Raw genomic sequence first — 17,914 nt, 5'->3', positions numbered from 1 at the left:
GCATGGCCCTCTCCGGCATGGTTTCCCTTTTCGCTCCCGGCTCGCTCGCTCCCGCCGCCCTCACCATGCGTCCGCCTCGATCACTCCCGCTCACCCGACGCCTCGTGGCGTTCGACCATTGCCGGATTCCTCTGCGCTCTTTCGATTTCCTGCCGCGCACCGATCCGCTGAGCCGCCTTCACCAGCGACTGCTGGAATTGGAAACCGATGCGCCTCGCCCGGCCTCTCGTTTCCACCGCAGCGTCGCTGCCGCTCTCTGGCTTGCGATCGGCCTGCTCGCCGCCCTGCGCTTTCATCGCCGCTATTCGGCGCACGTGCGCCGCACCCACGGCATCAGCGCCCGTCACCAGTTCGCCGACCTCTGCTATGGCGTCTGGCGTCACAACACCTTTCCGCGGCACTACTATTGGCGGAAACTTTTTCTCCTGCCGAACCGCTCGGCGTGGCTCGCCAATCTTGAACATCGTCAGGTCAACGACCTCGTCACCGACTTGAATCGCGCCCTGCCCGTGCACCGTATCGCGGACAAGTTCGCCTTTTATCAGCATTGCCTCGCCACCGGTCTTCCAACTCCGCCCGTGCTCGCCGCATGGCGCCACGGCGAACGCTGTGATTCGCCGGCCGACACCGGCGACCGGCTGCCGGCGCAGGACCTATTCGCAAAGCCCATCGCCGATTACGGCAGCGTCGGCACGCTCGCCTTCCGCTACGATGCCCAGCGCCACGCCTATCACAGCGAAGCCGGTGTTCTCGACTCCGCCGCGCTCCTTGAATATCTGCGGCAACGCTCGCTCGGCACCGGCTACATTCTGCAACCCCGACTCGTCAACGGCGGGGTGTGGGCCGACTACGGCGATCGCGACCTCTGCAATCTGCGCATTGTCACCGGCCGTTTCCCCGATGGAGAACCGCAACTCATCTCCTCCTTCCTGCGGTTGCCTTCGAGCCACACGACGTTCGGTCACGACCGCCACGTCTTGCTGTCCGCGGTCGACGTCGCTACTGGCACTCTCGGTCCCGGCGTGTTTCGCGAGATCACCAAGGGCTCGTTCGACGTCCATCCCGATACCGGCGCCTGCATCACCGGCCGCGTGCTGCCAGGCTGGGCTGCCATGGCGGAACTCACGCTGCGCGCTCATCGCACGCTGCCTTGGATGCCGTTCATTGGCTGGGATGTGGTCGAGACTTCCGCCGGGCTGCACTTGCTCGAAGCCAACGCGTTCTGGGGAGCCGACGCCGCCCAACTTCCCGGTGCCGTCCCGCTTGGACACACCGCCTTCCCGGAAATCTACTGGGCGTGGACCGCCCAAAATTCCCGCTCATGAAATCACCCCGCCGCAACATCTGGAGTTATCCCGTCCTGCGTTTGGTCGCCTACGACCGCTGCCGCGTCGCCGCGCCGTGGTTCGCCTGGCGCTATGCCCGCACCAACGCTGCGTATCTGCGCCGCCTCGCCTGCCTCATCGAGCAAAACCACTTCGTCAACGTCCGCAGTTGGGAGCGCTGGGCCGCCGCGCTGTTATATTTCCCGCTTTCCCTCGTGCATATCGTCAAGGCCATGCGCCTGCACGGCCCGCGCCTCCGCTTCGCTTATAGCATTCCCCTCCGGCGTCAGTTCTTTCAACTCGTGCATCTTGCCTGGCGCCACGCGCTGCGCCCCCAAGTTTACTATTATCTGCGCCTCCAGTCCCAACCAGGCCGCCGCCTCGCGCAATACCTCGATCCTGCCGAATTGCATCACTTGCAGCGCACGATCACGACCAACTCCACCGAGCGCATCGAGGACAAGCTCGCCTTCCATCTCGCCGCTTCCCCGGCGGGCCTGCCGCTTGTCCCGCTCCTCGCAATTTTCGATCACGGCCGGCAGGAAACTCCCCCCGCGTCCGCGCTCTTTGTCGATTGGGAGCAGGACCTCATCGTCAAACCCACCTCAGGCTACAGCGGCTCGGGCCTGCGCGGCTTTCGCTATGACCACAACCGCTACACCTGTGTCGAATCGGGCAATGTTTACACTCGCGAGGAACTCGCGGGGGAACTGAGCGCGACCTCCGCCGGCCAGACGCTCATTGTGCAGCCGTGGCTCCGTAACCACGAGAGCCTCGCGCGCTTTTCCACGGGAGCCCTCTGCAACTTTCGCGTGGTCACCGCTCGCAACGCCATCGGCGGATTCGAAGTCATCATGGCCGCGCTGCGTTTCCCAATTCGCAGCGAACTCACCTGCGCGGAACAAAACGTCACGCTGTGCACCGCCGTCGACTTGGTCTCCGGCAAACTCGCCGCCGCCGAAGCCAAGGACCCCGGCGTCGGCCGGCTCGACCTGCACCCGATGACCGGCCAGCCCATCGAGGGCTTCATCGTCGACGCATGGCCGGAGATTCGCGCGCTGGCGCTGCGCGCCCATGAAGAGTTCGCCGAGTTTCCTTTCATCGGCTGGGACATCGCGCATTCGAACCTCGGCCTCGTCTTGCTTGAAGGCAGCACACTCTGGGGCGGCTACCTCGCGCAGATGTCCGGCAGCGCGCCGTTGGGTGCGAGCCGCTTCGCCAGCCTCTATCTCGAAAATCTTCACGCGCTCAATTCCGGCCAGCGCCTCGCCGAGCCGGCGGAGGTTGGCCTGTGAGTTGCCCGCCTGCATCGCCGGCCGTGGTCCGCTCGCTGGATGCCACCGATGCGCGCCGCGCGTCCCCCGCGGTCGTCCGCACCGTCCGCCCTTCCCTGCTGCGCCGCCTTCGCGCACGACTTTACCGCCACCTCCGCGGCACCCGCGTATCGTGCACCGGCACCGCGCACCAATTGATTTTCCACGATGCGCTTCTCGACCGCTGCACCATCACGGTTTCCGGACGCCACAACCGCGTGGAAATCGCTCCCGGCGCCCGTTTGTGGGATGCGCGCATCCGCCTCACGGGTGAGAATCTCGTCTGCCGTATCGGCGCACACTGCCGGATTCGCGGCGTGAATCTCGTGGTCGAGGATCAAGGCACCGCGCTCACCATCGGCGACGGCACGACCATGACGCAACCGGTGCTCGTCGCCAACGAGGGCCGCGCGCTGCACATCGGATCCGACTGCATGATCGCCTACGGCACCGACGTGCGCAACAGCGACGGACATTCCCTGCTCTCCACGATTGACGGCGAGCGGCTGAACCCCGCCGCCGACGTCGTCATCGGCGATCACGTCTGGCTCGGCATCAACAGTCAGATCCTCAAAGGCGTGCACATCGGCGACGGCGCCGTCGTGGCCGCGCGCAGTCTGGTTTTGCGCGACGTCGCCGCCCACACGCTCGTCGGCGGAACGCCGGCGCGACTCTTGCGGGAACACATCACGTGGGATCGCCGTCGCTGCTAAACCATGTCCATGGTCGCCTCACCTTCACCATCTCCGTCCACGCTCGTCCCGTCGCCGCTCTCGCCGACGGCCCCCGCCAAAACCGCGGCGGTGTGCACGCTCTTCGAGGGCGATTATCACCTCGGCGCCGGTGCGCTGATCAATTCCCTGCATGCCTCCGGATTTGCCGGCCGCGTGATCTGCGGGCATCGGGGCCCCCCGCCACCGTGGGCCGAGTCCGCCCGCCGTCTCGATTCCGCCCTCGAAGTCGCGTTCGTGCCCGTGACCTCGACCCACCACCTCACTTACTACAAACCAGAATTCCTCCGCCTGTGCTGGGAGCAACACGCGGCCGCCGCCACGCAGCTTTACTACTGCGACCCCGACCTCGTTGTTAAAGCACCTTGGACCGTGCTCGATCGCTGGGCCCACGACGGCATCGCCGTCTGCGAAGACGTGAACGCCTACCTTCCCGCGCGGCATCCGTATCGCCTCGCCTGGACCGACTTCCTCGCCGCGCACAACTTGGCGGCGCAACGCCCCCTCGATCGCTATTACAACGCCGGTTTCATCGGCCTCCCTCGCGCCGACGCCGATTTCCTCAACGTCTGGCAACGCGTCATTCACTGCGTCGAAAAATACCTCGGCAGCCTCGGCAGTCTGAAAACCGGCACGCCCAACAGCCTCGTCCATTCCGCCGATCAAGATGCGCTCAACATGGCGCTGATGGTCTCCACGATGAAAATCAACGGCGCTGGTCCCGAGTGCATGGATTTCGCGCCCGGTGGCTATCTGCTCTCGCACGCCATCGGACCCGCCAAGCCGTGGCGCGGGAAATATTTCCTCCACGCCCTCCGCGGTCGTCCGCCCGGCGCCGCGCACAAGGCGTTTCTTCAGCACGCCTCCACGCCGTTAAAAATCTTTTCCCCCGTGCGCCTCTCCACGCTGCGCACCAGCGCCGCCGCCGGCTCCCTTCTCGGCCGCGTCTATCGCCGGAGCTGACCCGCCGTGCCGCTCTCGCTCCGCCAACTCGCCAAATCCGCGTGGTTCTACAGCCGCCACGTGCAGGTGCGCCTCCTCGCCCTCCCGCGCGCCCTGCCGCCGCTGCGCCGCGCCCTGCATCTTCCCGTCAACCGCATCTTCGATCCGCTCACGGCCAGTCCCGACTCTTGGCCCGGCCGCCTGATCCGTCTCGACCCACCGACCACGTTCGTCCGCCCGCTCCCGGCCCTTCCTTACGACTCCACCGCCGCCCGCTTTTTTTCCGCGCGCACCGCCGCTCACTGCAACGCCTCCTATGTGATGGAGTTTTCCGACGCTGCGCTGTGGGGCCACGACACCGGCGCCATCTTCACCTCAGCCGGAGAGTTTGTGGCCGCCGCATCCCACGACCCTTGCGGCCCGCGCTTGCACGCGGTCTGGACACGGCCGTTTCTCCCGCGCCCCACTCATTGGGCGGGACGCACGCTCTACCTCGTCACACCCGAAGCGACGGACAACTATCATCATTGGCTGATTGATTTGCTGCCCCGCATCGGCCTCATCCGCCGCGCCGGCTTCGATCCCGCCGCGTTTGACCGCGTGGTCGTCAACCACCGCGACCGCGAGTATCAACGCGAGACCCTGCTCGCCCTCGGCATCCGCAGCGATGCCATCGTCGCCGTGACGCCCGGCACCCATGTGCGTTGCGACACGCTCGTCGTTCCTTCGCTCAAACATCACAACCAGTGCATTCCCTCCGCCGACGCCGCGTTTTTGCGGCAGACTTTTCTCGGCGCCGCACGCCCGCGCGCGCACAAACGCCGCCTGTTCCTCTCGCGCGCTGATGCGCGCATCCGCCGCCTCCTCAACGAGCGCCAACTACATCCGCTTCTCCTGGCCCACGGTTTTGAAATCGTTTCGCTCGCCGGCCTTTCGGTCGCCGCGCAGGCCCGGCTTTTCGCGGAGGCGGAGATAGTCGCCGGTCCCGCCGGAGCCGCCTTTGCCAATCTGGTTTTCTGCGCGCCGCCCACCCAGGTGCTCGAAATCGCCCCCGCCGGCTGGCTCGCAACCTACCATTGGATGATCTCCGCCCGCCGCGGCCTGGCGCATACGATCATCCTCGGCGAGGGCCAGGTCCGGCCGGGCCTGCCCGATATTTCCGCCCGATCGCGGGATCTCTTTGTCGATCCCGAAAAATTCGCCGCCGCCCTGGCGCAAGTCATCGCCGCCGCCGAACACCCGGCGCCCTCGGAGCAGCTCGCGTGAAAATCCTTTTTGTTTCCTACACGTTCGCGCCCAACATCGGCGGGATCGAATCCATGTCCGCGCTGCTCGCGGACGGATTCGCCGCCGCGGGCCACAACGTGCAGCTCGTCACCTACACCCCCGGTCCACCCGCGGCGCCCGGCGCGGTGCCCATCCATCGCCGACCCGGCGCCACCGCGCTCTGGCGCCTCTTTCGCTGGTGCGATCTCGTGGTGCACAGCAACATCACCCTCCGCGCCGTCTGGCCGCTCCTCTTCGTGCGCCGGCCATGGATCGTGATTCACCACACTTGGATTCTCTTCCCTGATCAACCCGTGCGCCGCTCGATGCTGCTGAAACTCGCCCTGCTGCCCGCCGCGCGCTCCATCTGCGTAAGCCAGGCGCTGGCGCGCCAACTGCCCGTCTCTGCCGTCGTCATCCCCAACGCCTGCGATGCGCGCCACTTTCGCGCCGCCGCGCCCGGTCCGCGTTCTCTCGACTTGATTTTCGTCGGTCGCCTCGTGCCCGACAAGGGCGTCGATCTTCTCCTGCGCGCCCTGCACCGCCTGCACCGCCGCGGGTCCACGCCATCGCTGACGATCGTCGGCGCCGGCCCCGAGGAAACGTCATTGCGCGCCCTCGCCGCTGAACTCGGTTTGGCCCGCGTCACGTTCGCCGGCGCCTTGCCCGCGGCCGCCGTCGCCGACGCGTTTCGCGCGCACCGCGTCGCCGTCATTCCATCGCGCTGGCAGGAACCGTTTGGCGTTGTCGTGCTGGAAGCCTTGGCGTGCGGCTGCCGGGTCGTGGCGGCTGCTACGGGCGGCCTGCCGGAAGCCGTCGGCGCGTGCGGCGTCACGTTCCCCAATGGCGATATCGGCGCGCTCGCCGCCGCCTTGTCTGCGGCGCTCGCCGACTCACCGCCGATCGCCCCCGCCACCATCCGTCGCCATCTCGACCGCCACCGGCCCGAACGAATCGTTCGCGACTACCTGCACGTTTTCGCCCGCACCCTCGCGCCCGCGCCGGCGCTGCTTCCATGATCCTGCTGTCGCATCCCACGGGCAACGCCAACGTCCGCCACGCCGCGCTCGGGCTCGCCCGCGCCGGGCTGCTCGGCGAGTTTTGCACGAGCCTCAACTATCGCGAAACGCCTGCCCTGCGCCGACTGCTCCCCGAGTCCCTGCGCCTGCAGCTGCGCCGCCGCTCCTTTCCCTCCGAACTCGCTCCGCTCACGCGCGCGTATCCGATGCGCGAGCTCGTCCGCCTCCTCGCCCCGCGCGCAGGATTGCGGTCTCTGGTCCGACGCGAGACCGGCCCCTTCAGCGTGGATGCCGTGTATCACGCCCTCGACCGCCGCGTCGCCGCCCGCGTCGCCCAACGCAAATTCACCGGCGTTTACGCCTACGAAGACGGCGCTGACGCCACCTTCCGTGCGGCCCGGCGCACCGGCCTCACCACCTTTTACGATCTGCCCATCGGCTACTGGCGAGCCGCCCGCACGATCCTCACCGAGGAGGCAGAGCGCGAACCCGAGTGGGCCTCGACGCTCCACGGCAATCAGGACAGCCCGGCGAAGACCGCACGCAAAGATGAGGAACTCGCGCTCGCCGACGTCGTCTTGGTCGCGAGCTCGTTCACCTTGAAAACTCTCGACGCCGCGCCCGATTTCCGCGGCCGCGTGGTCTTGATCCCTTACGGTGCTCCCGCGCCCGTCGCTCCGCCTCCGCCGCGCGAACGCAACGCGTCTGCACGCTCGTCCCGCCTGCGTGTGCTCTACGTCGGCTCGCTCGGACAACGCAAAGGGCTGAGCTATCTTTTCCGCGCCGCCGATCAACTCGCCGGAGCGATTGACCTCACGGTCATCGGCGCCAAACCCATGACGCCATGCGCGCCCCTCGACGCCGCGCTTGCCCGCATCCGCTGGATCCCAAGCGCCCCGCACGCGCAAGTCCTCACCGAAATGGCGGCGCACGATGTGTTCGTCTTCCCGTCGCTGTTTGAAGGCTTCGGCTTGGTGCTGCTCGAGGCCATGGCCATGGGCCTGCCTTTGATCACGACGGCGCACACCGCCGGCCCGGATCTGATTTCCGACGGCGTCGAAGGCTACATCGTCCCGATCCGTTCGACTTCCGCCATCGTGGAACGCCTCGATTTCCTTCGTCGCAACCCCGCGACCCGGATGGAAATGGCGCGCGCTGCTCAACTTCGTGCGCAACAGTTTACGTGGGACCATTACGAAAGCACTCTCGCAGCCTGCGTCCAAACCACGCTCGCCGCCCGCTGACTCGATGGAAAGCACGCTCAAAAAACTCGTCTGGCTCTACGTCATCCTCCTCATTTTCGAGGGCTCCCTGCGCAAGTGGGTGCTGCCGTCGCTCGCGAATCCATTGCTGATCGTCCGCGATCCCGTCGCGTTGGCGATCTACACCGCCGCCTTTTTCACCGGCCGTTTTCCGCGCAACGGGTTTCTCGTCGCGATCGCCGTCCTCGCCGTCTGCTCGGTCATCGCGAGTTTCATCGCCGGTCAGGACAACATGTGGGTGATGATCTACGGGCTGCGAATCAACTACGGGCATCTCCCGTTGATCTGGGTGATCGCCAAAGTGCTCACGCGGGAGGACGTCGAGCGCCTGGGTTCGTTTCTCCTCATCATCGCCCTCCCCATGACCGTCCTGATGGTCGCGCAATTTCACGCTCCCATGGGCGCATGGATCAATCGCGGTGTCGGCGACGACGCCGGCGGCCAGATCTTCGGCGCCGATGGCAAGATCCGCCCGCCCGGCTTTTTCTCCTTCATCACCGGCCCGCAACTTTTCTATCCGCTCGTTGCCGCGTTTTTTCTCCACCAAATCAGCGGTCACCGTCGTCTCTGGTTGCCGCTGCTGCTCGCGTGCGGACTCGCGATCGTCATCGCCCTCCCCGTCTCGATCAGTCGCACCGTCATGCTGGCCACGGGCATCGTCGGCATCGCGTTCTTCTGCTGCCTGCCGTTCACCGGCGGCGGCGTGAACCTGATTCGGGCTCTCCTTCTCGTCGCGATCGTCGGCGTTGGCGTCTCGTTTCTCCCGGTCTTTCAGGAGGGCATTCGCGTGTTTATGATGCGCTGGGATACGGCCGCCATCGGCAACGACGGCGATGCGTGGGGCAGTATCATGGGCCGCATCATGGGCAACTTCACCCAACCCTTTTACTGGGCCGCCAACGCGCCGTTTTTCGGCGATGGCATCGGCGTCGGCTCCAATGTCGGCTCCCGCCTGCTCGCCGGCCAGATCGGCTTTCTCCTCGTGGAAGACGAATGGGGCAAAGTCTTCCTCGAACTCGGCCCCGTGCTCGGCGGCGCGTTCCTGTTTCTGCGCGTGGCGATAGTCTTCAGCCTCGCCCGGCTGGCATTGCGCGCGCTGTTCACCGCCCGCGACAACCTCCCCGTTCTGCTCCTGTCCGCCTGCGCCATTCCCATCGCGCAAAACCAATGGGCGCCGCCCACCATCCTGGGCTTCGCCGTGCTCGGCGGCGGCTTGGTCCTCGCCTCGCTCAACGACGAGGAAGCGGAGGACGACGAACTGGCCGTGGAGGACGAAGACGAGATCGAAGTCGAATCCGCCGAGGAGGAACCTGAAATCGAACCCGCCCCCGGCGCCACGCCGCCCACGCTCGCCTGATGACTTCGGCGCTTCACTTTTGCACCGACGCCACGCTCGGATCCAACGCCGATTCGGGGCGCCCGCTGCGCCTCCTGCTGATCGGAAATTTTCCGCCTGATCGCCAGGAAAGCATGCTGCGTTTCGGCACGCTGCTGGAAACCGCCCTGCGCGCGCGCGGCCAATCCGTCACGACGTGGTGCCCCGCGCCCGCGCTCGTGCGCCTCCTGCCCCGCTATCGTTACAACGGCTTCGCGAAACTCTGCGGCTACTTCGACAAGTTTGTCGTTTTCCCCCGCCTCGTGCGGCGCCGCCTCGCGTCCGCCCGTGAGCGCGGTCGACTCCCGGACCTCGTCCACATCGTCGACCACGCCAACGCCGTTTATAGTCCGCTCTTTCGTGGTCTGCCGCATTTGGCGACCTGCCATGACTTGCTCCAAATCCGCGCAGCGCGGGGAGAATTTCCCGCCCACCGCCTCACCGCCCGCGGCTGCCGTTATCAGGAATGGATTTTGCGCAGCATCGCGCAACTGCCCCACGCCGCCTGCATTTCTTCTCAAACGGCGGCCGATGTGGTGCGGCTGGCGCATCTCCCGCCTGCGTCGCTCTCCGTCATTTTCAACGGCCTCAACTTTCCCTTCGCGCCCGTGCCCGCCGAGGAAGCGCGCGCCGCCCTCGGCGGCCTGCTCCAGGCGCGGCAATTACCTGCTACCTCTCTCAATCCCGACGGCGGCGGTTACCTGCTGAATATCGGCGGTGGCCAATGGTATAAAAACCGCGCGGGCCTTCTCGCCATTTATGCTGCGCTCCGGCCTTTGCTGCCGCACCCGCCGCGCCTCGTCTTCGTGGGCAAACCGCTCAACGCCGAGCTCGCCGCCACCGTGCGCGACCTCGGCCTCAGCGCCCACGTCCTCCAACTCGGCAGCGTCGACGGTCCGCAGCTCCGCGCGCTTTACTCGCAAGCCGAGGGCCTGCTTTTCCCGTCGCTGCACGAGGGTTTCGGCTGGCCGATCGTCGAGGCGCAAGCGTGCGGTTGCCCCGTCTTCACCTCCAACCGGGCGCCCATGACCGAAGTCGGCGGCGACGCCGCCAGCTACGTCGATCCACTCGAACCGGCCGCCGCCGCCGCGCACATCGCCGCCACCTGGCCGCAACGCGCCACTCTGCGCACGCGCGGCCTCGCCCGCGCGCCCCTCTTCGACCCCACGGTGATGGTTGACCACTACCTCGCACTTTATCGCCGTCTCACCGCTGCGGCGGCGGCCAAACCATGAAGCTCCTGCGTGTCATCGCCACGCTCGACCCGAGCCACGGCGGCCCCTCCTCCGGCCTGCGCGCCATCACGCCGGCGTTGGCGGCGCTCGGTCATGAAACGACGTTCGCCACGCTCGACGCTCCCTCCGCTGCGGCCGACGCTTCTTCCGGCCCCGCACGCGTCGTCCCGCTCGGCCCTGCGCGCGGCGGTTATGCTTACGCCCCGGACCTCGGCCCGTGGTTGCGCGCTCACGCCGGCGAATACGACGCCGTCTTCGTCCACGGCCTCTGGCAATACCATGGCCGCGCCGTGCGCCGCGCCCTTCGCGGCACCCGCACGCCGTATTTCGTTTTCCCTCACGGCATGCTCGATCCGTGGTTTCGCCGCGCCTATCCGCTCAAGCACGCGAAAAAGTGGCTCTATTGGCAGCTCTGCGAACGCGCCGTGTTGCGCGATGCCGCCGCCGTGCTGTTCACCTGTGAGGAGGAACGCCTTCTCGCCCGCCAAAGTTTTCATCCCTATGCGTGCGAAGAACGCGTGGTCGCGTATGGCACTGCCGCTCCGCCGGACGAACCGGCCGCGCAACGCTCCTCGTGGGAGCGTCACCTGCCCGCCGTCGCCGGCCGGCCGTTCTGGCTTTTTCTCGGCCGCGTCCACGCGAAAAAAGGCGTCGATCTTTTCCTCCGCGCTGCGACCGCGCTCGGCGCGGCCGGTCACGCCATTCCTCCGCTCGTGATCGCCGGCCCCTGCCCCGATGCCGCGTATCGCGCGCAACTCGCCCGTCTCGTGGCGCACACGCCGATTGAACTTCATTGGGCCGGTATGATCAGCGGCGATGTCAAATGGGGCGCGCTTCGCCAGGCCGAGGCGTTTGTGCTCCCGTCTCACCAGGAAAATTTCGGCCTCGCCGTGGTGGAGGCCCTCGCCGTGGGCACCCCGGTTCTCATTTCTCGCCAGGTGAATATCTGGGCGGAAATCACCGCCGATGGCGCCGGTCTGGCCGACGCCGACGATGTCGCGGGCACCGAGCACTTGCTCGCCGCGTGGCTCGCGATGGATGAGCCGGCGCGTCAACGCATGCGCGTCGCCGCCGCCGCCGCGTTTCGTGAGCGTTACGAAGTCCAACGCGTCGCCGCGAGTCTCGTCGCCACAATCTCTCCTTTCGTCGCGCATCACTCCGCGGCCGCCATTCCCGCATGAGCGCGTCGCCCGCACCTTCGCGCCTTCGCATCACCATTGTGCAGGGCGCCTTTCTTCCGGTGCCACCGCTCCTCGGCGGCGCCGTCGAAAAAGCGTGGTTTGCGCTCGGCCGTGCCTTCGCCGCGGCCGGCCATCAAGTGACGCATATCGGCTGCACGCATCCGCAATTGCCACGCCGTGAACGCGACGCCGGCGTCGATTACATCCGCGTCCCCGGCTCGGCTGCGACGACTTCCACGTGGCGCCTGAAACTGCGTGACCTGCAATATTCGTTGCGGGCCCGCCGCGAATTGCCTCCCGCCGACGTGCTCGTGACGAACACGTTTTGGCTCCCGTTACTGGAGCGCCGACGGTCGCGCGGCCGCGTTTACGTGCACGTGGCACGCTTTCCGAAGGGCCAACTGCGCTTTTATCCGCGCCGTGCCGTGCTGCAGACCGTGTCGGAGCCGATTCGCGCAGCGATTCTCCGCGAGGCCGGTCCCGCCGCCAACGTCCACGTCGTGCCCTATCCGCTCGCGCCCCTCTACCTCAACGAACGCGCGCCGTCGCAACCCGTCGTGCTTTACGCCGGTCGACTACATCCGGAGAAAGGTGTGCATCTGCTCATCGAGGCCTTTGCGCGCCTGCAAACCGAGGGTGCCGCGTCGAATTGGCGCCTGCGCATCATCGGCCCGTGGGAGGCTGCGCACGGCGGCGGCGGCGCGGCCTATCGTGCGCAGCTCGAAACGCTCGCGCAACGCGCTCCGGGCCGCGTCGAATTCACCGGCCCCCTCTTCAACGAAACGGAACTCGTTGCAAACTACCGCTCGGCGGCGGTTTTTTGTTACCCTTCGCTCGCCGAACGTGGCGAAACGTTTGGCCTGGCGGTGCTTGAAGCCATGGGGTCAGGCAGCGCCCCCATTGTCTCCGACCTCTCCTGTTTTCGCGATTTCGTTCGGCCAGAAGAGAATGGCCTCGTTTTCAATCACCGCGCCCCTGACGCCGGAGGCGAGCTCGCGCGCTCGCTTCGCCGCGTGATCGAAAACTCCGATCTCCGTGAGCGCCTTGCGCTTGGCGCATGGCAAACAGCGCGCGACTACGCCCTGACCACCGTCGCCGATCGCTACGTGGACGATTTTCTTTCAATCTTGGAGAACCCTATCGCAAAGCATTGTCCAACGTTGGATGAACTTTCCCAACCGTAACGGCGCCCTCGTGAGTGCGCTCCAGTCTTGGCGCGGCCGGGAGATCGTGATGCTGCTCAACCGCGGCACGCGGAGCGACGGCCTGAGTCATCTCGGCTCCCGCGCCCTCCTGCAAGGTCTCGGCCTCGCATGGAAAGAATGCGGTGACGGCGACCGCCCCAACGATGTCCGGGGCGACATCCTGCTCGTGCACGGAGCGAGCGGACTTTCGCACGGTGATGGTGGCACCATCGCCAAATGCGTCGCCGCGCTCGCCCCACGTTTTGCGCACGTCGTCCTTTTGCCCGCCACCTTCGATCTGCGCTCGCCCCGCGTGCAGCGCTTCGTCGAGAACTGGACGGCCAAATACATTGTTTTCTGCCGCGAGATGGTGAGCTTCGATTCGCTTCACGCCGCCGGCGCGCGCCCGGGCTCCCTGCAACTCGGCCACGACCTCGCATTCCACGTGGATTATTCCGATTGGAAGGACTGCCCGGCAACCGGCCGCGCCGGCATTTTCCGGCGGGATCGCGAAGCCGCTTTTGGCCGCTTGCCCCGCGAACTCGATGCGTGGAACGACGCCGCCCAAGGCACCGAGCGAGAGCCTCAGCGGCTTCTCGACTACATTGCGCGTTTCGAAAAAATCTACACCGACCGCTCTCACGCCGCCATCGCCGCTGCCATGATGGGTCGCGAGGTCGTGTTCTACCGCAATATTTTCTTCAAGAATCGCGCGATCTACGAACACAGCCTCGCGCCCCTCTCGCAGGTCACGTTCTCCGAGCCGACGCCATTTTCCACCGGGCAATTCATGCGCGCCGTTTACTGGGGTCGCGTGCGGCCCGTGCAGGATAAAGTCATGCGCCTCTTTCAATGGCGACGCGCCGACTCGCCCACCGCTGCGTGAAAACCGCCGGCGCCGTCACCACTCACGAACAAACTTCCGCCTACGCGTCGCCGTGGCGGTTGGGCGATCGAGCGCGCATGGCGCTGTGGCAGCTCGCGTGGCGTGTCACCTGCAGTTGGACGCCGAAACCACTGAACCCTTGGCGGCTCTTCGTGCTGCGCACGTTTGGCGCCCGCCTCTCGGGCACGCCCTTCGTGCACAGTCGCGCCCGCATTCAAATCCCGTGGCAACTCACCATGGAGCACCGCGCCTGCCTCGGTGATGGCGCCGTCGCCTATTCGTTGGGCCCGATCGAAATCCGCACCGGCGCCACGATTGCGCAGGAAGCGTATCTCTGCACCGGCACGCACGACTTCGCCGCAGCCAATCTGCCGCTGCAAACGGCGCGCATCATTGTCGGCGAACATGCGTTCGTCGGCGCGCGCGCGTTTGTGCTGCCAGGCGTTACGATCGCGGAGCGCGCCGTGGTGGGAGCAGCGTCCGTCGTCACCCGCAGTGTGGCCGCGGGGATGATCGTCGCCGGCAACCCGGCGCGTGTCATCGGCGAACGCGTCCGCGCCGCGAACGGCGATTAACTATTTCGCCCTCGCCGCCGCCGTCGCCTCCACCGCGCACGGTGCATCGAGGGGCCACGCGCTCGCTCGTCCGCTCGCATCGACACTGAGCACGACGTAAAACTTGCCCGCCCCGCCGGCGCTATCGGCAAAAACCGTTTCACTCGTCGGCGCCACGGCTTTGCCCGCATAGGGCGAATTTAACCAAATCCACGGCCCACCGCTCTCATCCGCCCGGTAGATCCGATAACTCACCGCCGCGCTCACCGCGCCCCAGGAGAGCTCTGTTCCCTGCGCGGTGACTCGTGCGCGAACTCCGTTGGGACGCGGTGGAAGCGCGGGTGCGCTGCCGTCCGGGAGCTGGCGCGTCATCAGATCCGTGAGTAAATAGAAGGTCAGATCCGGCCAGTTATTCCAGCGCTCAGCGCGAGAGCGCGCGTAGCGGATCGCTTCCGTCAAACCCACCTGCGATTTCTCCGCGGGATCCGCGAGCAAGCGGATGAACGGCGCGCAGGACCAGCCGAGCCACCGATGCGTGTGTCCTTGCCCGCGGAAGAAATTCGCACGCACCTCACCCGCCGTGCCGTCGTTGTCGCGGCGATCAAGCGCGTGGTAGCGATCGGCCAGCACATCGACGCAGTCCGTGTAACGTCCAAACGCCAGCGGATGCAGTTGCAGGTTTTCGTGCGCCAGCAACTCCGCCGTGCGCAACCAGAAGTCGGAAATCGCCTGGTAAAGATAGTCCGTGTAATCGGGCTTGTTGCGGCGCGTGGCCACGTAAGGCCGTTCGCCCCGACCGAAAACGCCCAGCATCACGGGCGTCGTGGCCAGATCGCGGTAGAATCGCGTGAGCGTGGCATCGCTCCCCTCCGCGGACGCCGCCAGCCCGAACAGCATCGGCCCCATCTGCATGTTCAACGCGCGGCTGTAGCAATCGATATACGGACTGCCGTCGGCATCCGCCCGCCCGAGATACTCGCGCGACGCTTCAGCCATCGCGCGAATCGCTTCGCCGACCCGCGGCGGCGCGTCGCCCAATGCGCTCAGGGCGGCGCCGGCGGAGAGCGTGTAAGTCAAGTGATACGGATCGAGCGGCCCGGAGGCGCGGCTCTTCTCATCTTGCTTTAACTTCGCCCACCCTTCCGGATTCAGACGCGCCGTCGCGGCTTTCGCCCGCTCCACCAATCGCGCGGCATCGCTCTCGCCGGCCGACGGCTGTTTGCGCCACACCGCATCGCGCTTTTCGGTTTCGCCAAGCACGTGAAAACGTCCCGCCTCCTGCGCCCAGTTCACCGGCCGCATGGAGCGCACGACTTTTGCGAGCGCTTCGTGCAAGGTGGCCACCTCCACGCCCGGTTCATCAACGATCGCCACGAGCGGCTGCACCGCCGCGCGATAAACGGGCCACAGGTCCCCCGCGGTTTCGGCGGCCGTGGGCAGCAACGCAACCTCCGTCCAAAAAGCCCGCAGCGTCTTTTGCTCCTCCTTGCCGCGGCTCACCCCGTGGAAGCCGCTCAACGAAACCGTTTTCCCTTCCGCCGCCCAGCGGCCGTTGCTGCCGCCGATGACCACCGGCACGGCGAGGAGATTTCCCCCGCTCTCGCCCGCGAGCCCGTCCACCGCATAGGCGTGCTCGTTACGCAAATCCGGCCGCACGCCCGCCGGCACCGGCGTGACACGAGCCCTGGCGGGGCCTTCGCCCGTGAGCAGCAAATTTTCCTCCAACTTTCCGCCTTGGCGTGCGCCCAGAAACACCGCCCCACTCACGTCGACCTCGCGCCCGTCGCCGGAAATCCGCAGCGTCTGTTCGAGATGGGCGCCCTCGTCGTCGCCCATCCGCGTGACGACTTTAACGAAGAGCGGGCCGGCGCTCCACGCCACCGCGCGGTTGGCAGGATGGACGCCGTCGAATTTCACGCCCGCACTATGGTCGGAGTAAGTAATGTGCACGCTCGGCGTCAGACCGGCTTCGCCAAAATCCCAAGCTTCCTTGCCGGCGACGATGCGCCGCAGACCACCGTCGCGCCCCACCGCCACCTCGCCCCGTGTCGTCTTCACTTCAATCCCATCCGCCGTTGCGTGCACCGGAATCACCCCGCGATTCGCGACTTCGTCGCCCCCCCGCCGCAGGAGAAATTGCTTTTTTTCACCTGCCCGCAGCGTCGCTTCGAACCACAGATGCATCCGGCTCACACCCCCGTCGGGACCGCGCCGCACATCGTCGGCTTGCACCGTGAGCGCGCGCCCCGGCTGGGCTGCGTCGACGATCACGACATCGCCCGGCTCACGGCATTCTCCCTCGGCGAAAAACAACGGCACGCGCACCAATGCGTTCTCCCGCGCAGCACCGGCGCGCTCCTCTACCGTGAGCACGCGCAACGTGGCGCGATCGCCCGCCGCAGGGGTCGCGAGCAACGTTGAGTAAGCAACCGCTGAGCTCGAAAAAACTCGCGCATCACTCGTCCAAGTCGACGGCGCGTCGCCTGTAGCGACACTTTTTTTGGTTCCCGCTCCGAACGCGAAATCACCCAAGCCCGCGACCATCAGCACACAAAAAATCAGCCCGGTTAAACCCCCTTGGTTATGCATGGAAGGCGCGACCCGCCCCACTGCCCTCAGTTCCTACGTTTTCGTCATCGTTACCCTGATGGCCTGATCAGGGGTTTTAACCGCACAAGCGCCTTGTTATCAGCGACCTGTGAATCATTGTAAGGGCACGCGGCCATTCTCTTTCGGCCGTCAACTAGAAGTCTAAATAACCTCAACTAGGGACACAATGAACACTCGCCTTCGTTTTATACTACCAGCCGCGGCCTTGGGCCTGGCTTTAACCTGCGCTGCGAACGCCCAGCTCATGCTGAGCGGTCACACCACGGGTTCGTTCGATGATCTCAGCCAAGCGAACACGACCGTGACCAACGCCGGCGATGGCAGCTTCGCCGTCTACAAAACCGGCATTCCCGCCAACGGTTCGTTCCAAAGCTCGATCGTCTTCAACAACGCGACGTTCAGCAACGTCTCGTCCGGTGATGCGATCCAAGTCGGTCTCTTCACCATCACCAACGGCATTGCGAAGATCGGCTCCAGCGCCCACTCCGCGGTGTTCCACCTCGGCCTTGATCTGACCTCGCCGAGCGCGCAATCGCTCGCGTTGTCCGATTTCGCCTTCACGCTCAATCACACGCCGAATCTGCCGGACTACACGAACGTGCCTGATGCTTACAGCATCTCGTTCACTCCTCCGCCCTCGACGACGATTGATGGCTACAAGGTCTGGTTCGACGTGGTCGTGAGCCCGTCGTCCTTTAACTTGGGCGAAGAAGCGTCCCAAGTGACGGGTGCCGTTTACGTGCACTTCACGCCGGTGCCGGAGCCCTCCACGTATGCCCTCTGCGGTGCTGCGTTGCTCGGTGGCTTGGTCATCTATCGGCGCTTTCGTTCGAAGGGCCGTGCTTTGACCGCCTAACTGGTAAAGCTGTTTAACAAAGAGGCCGACCTAAACAGTCGGCCTCTTTTTTTTGGCCTGTTGCCCCGCGTCGCGCCGTGCGGTTCCAAAATCTCTGATGTCAGTATCAGGCGCGGGCCGTCAGTTTATCAGCCCGGGATTAGGCACTCACGCTGAGGCGGCCGGTCGGGGTTTC

Annotated in this window: 15 protein-coding genes; 14 read left to right on the top strand and 1 reads right to left on the bottom strand. The window is 65.9% G+C overall.

Annotated features, from left to right (window positions below; all coding sequences use genetic code 11):
- Positions 1-2: 2 nt before the first annotated feature.
- From K0B96_RS06970 to K0B96_RS06910, 13 genes are read left to right on the top strand one after another with little or no spacing between them, the layout of a single operon-like run.
- Positions 3-1,325 carry a sugar-transfer associated ATP-grasp domain-containing protein gene (locus tag K0B96_RS06970; RefSeq protein WP_220165390.1) on the top strand — a complete coding sequence of 441 codons (1,323 nt, stop codon included), beginning with the start codon at positions 3-5 and terminating at the stop codon, positions 1,323-1,325.
- Positions 1,322-2,620, top strand: a complete 1,299-nt coding sequence (locus tag K0B96_RS06965) for a sugar-transfer associated ATP-grasp domain-containing protein (RefSeq protein WP_220165389.1) — start codon at positions 1,322-1,324, stop codon at positions 2,618-2,620. Before K0B96_RS06970 ends, K0B96_RS06965 begins: the two co-directional genes overlap by 4 nt.
- 23 nt (positions 2,621-2,643) lie before the next feature.
- Positions 2,644-3,351 carry an acyltransferase gene (locus tag K0B96_RS06960; RefSeq protein ID WP_220165387.1) on the top strand — a complete coding sequence of 236 codons (708 nt, stop codon included), beginning with the start codon at positions 2,644-2,646 and terminating at the stop codon, positions 3,349-3,351.
- Positions 3,352-3,360: 9 nt separating this feature from the next.
- Complete coding sequence (locus tag K0B96_RS06955) at positions 3,361-4,332, top strand: hypothetical protein (RefSeq protein WP_220165385.1); 972 nt, start codon at positions 3,361-3,363, stop codon at positions 4,330-4,332.
- 6 nt (positions 4,333-4,338) lie between these two features.
- The gene (locus tag K0B96_RS06950; RefSeq protein WP_220165383.1) at positions 4,339-5,577 is read left to right on the top strand and encodes a glycosyltransferase family 61 protein; all 1,239 of its coding nucleotides are present in this window, start codon (positions 4,339-4,341) and stop codon (positions 5,575-5,577) included.
- Positions 5,574-6,596 carry a glycosyltransferase family 4 protein gene (locus tag K0B96_RS06945; protein ID WP_220165380.1) on the top strand — a complete coding sequence of 341 codons (1,023 nt, stop codon included), beginning with the start codon at positions 5,574-5,576 and terminating at the stop codon, positions 6,594-6,596. The genes K0B96_RS06950 and K0B96_RS06945 overlap by 4 nt, the downstream gene beginning before the upstream one ends.
- Entirely contained in the window at positions 6,593-7,840 is a 1,248-nt protein-coding gene (locus K0B96_RS06940) for a glycosyltransferase family 4 protein (protein ID WP_220165378.1), read from the top strand. Before K0B96_RS06945 ends, K0B96_RS06940 begins: the two co-directional genes overlap by 4 nt.
- Before the next feature lie 4 nt (positions 7,841-7,844).
- A complete protein-coding gene (locus tag K0B96_RS06935) occupies positions 7,845-9,215 on the top strand; it encodes a hypothetical protein (RefSeq protein WP_220165376.1) in 1,371 nt (456 codons plus the stop codon).
- Positions 9,215-10,468, top strand: coding sequence for a glycosyltransferase family 4 protein (locus K0B96_RS06930; protein ID WP_255558878.1), 1,254 nt, complete (start codon positions 9,215-9,217; stop codon positions 10,466-10,468). Before K0B96_RS06935 ends, K0B96_RS06930 begins: the two co-directional genes overlap by 1 nt.
- Positions 10,465-11,649: a glycosyltransferase gene (locus tag K0B96_RS06925; RefSeq protein WP_220165374.1), complete on the top strand. Its 1,185-nt coding sequence runs from the start codon at positions 10,465-10,467 to the stop codon at positions 11,647-11,649. The genes K0B96_RS06930 and K0B96_RS06925 overlap by 4 nt, the downstream gene beginning before the upstream one ends.
- The gene (locus K0B96_RS06920) at positions 11,646-12,833 is read left to right on the top strand and encodes a glycosyltransferase family 4 protein (protein ID WP_220165372.1); all 1,188 of its coding nucleotides are present in this window, start codon (positions 11,646-11,648) and stop codon (positions 12,831-12,833) included. Before K0B96_RS06925 ends, K0B96_RS06920 begins: the two co-directional genes overlap by 4 nt.
- Positions 12,814-13,719, top strand: coding sequence for a polysaccharide pyruvyl transferase family protein (locus K0B96_RS06915; protein WP_220165370.1), 906 nt, complete (start codon positions 12,814-12,816; stop codon positions 13,717-13,719). Before K0B96_RS06920 ends, K0B96_RS06915 begins: the two co-directional genes overlap by 20 nt.
- Positions 13,716-14,294: a DapH/DapD/GlmU-related protein gene (locus K0B96_RS06910; protein WP_255558877.1), complete on the top strand. Its 579-nt coding sequence runs from the start codon at positions 13,716-13,718 to the stop codon at positions 14,292-14,294. The genes K0B96_RS06915 and K0B96_RS06910 overlap by 4 nt, the downstream gene beginning before the upstream one ends.
- On the opposite strand, the gene K0B96_RS06905 is transcribed toward K0B96_RS06910, so the two are convergent.
- Complete coding sequence (locus tag K0B96_RS06905) at positions 14,295-16,688, bottom strand: hypothetical protein (protein ID WP_220165368.1); 2,394 nt, start codon at positions 16,686-16,688, stop codon at positions 14,295-14,297.
- 361 nt (positions 16,689-17,049) lie between these two features.
- Here K0B96_RS06905 and K0B96_RS06900 point away from each other — a divergent pair, with 361 nt between their 5' ends.
- A complete protein-coding gene (locus tag K0B96_RS06900) occupies positions 17,050-17,739 on the top strand; it encodes a choice-of-anchor K domain-containing protein (protein WP_220165366.1) in 690 nt (229 codons plus the stop codon).
- Positions 17,740-17,914: the final 175 nt, after the last annotated feature.

The organism is Horticoccus luteus (assembly GCF_019464535.1).
In the GTDB taxonomy this organism is placed as follows: domain Bacteria; phylum Verrucomicrobiota; class Verrucomicrobiia; order Opitutales; family Opitutaceae; genus Horticoccus; species Horticoccus luteus.
Note: the sequence above shows the minus strand (reverse complement) of the source record. Positions and strands in the feature narration are given on the sequence as shown.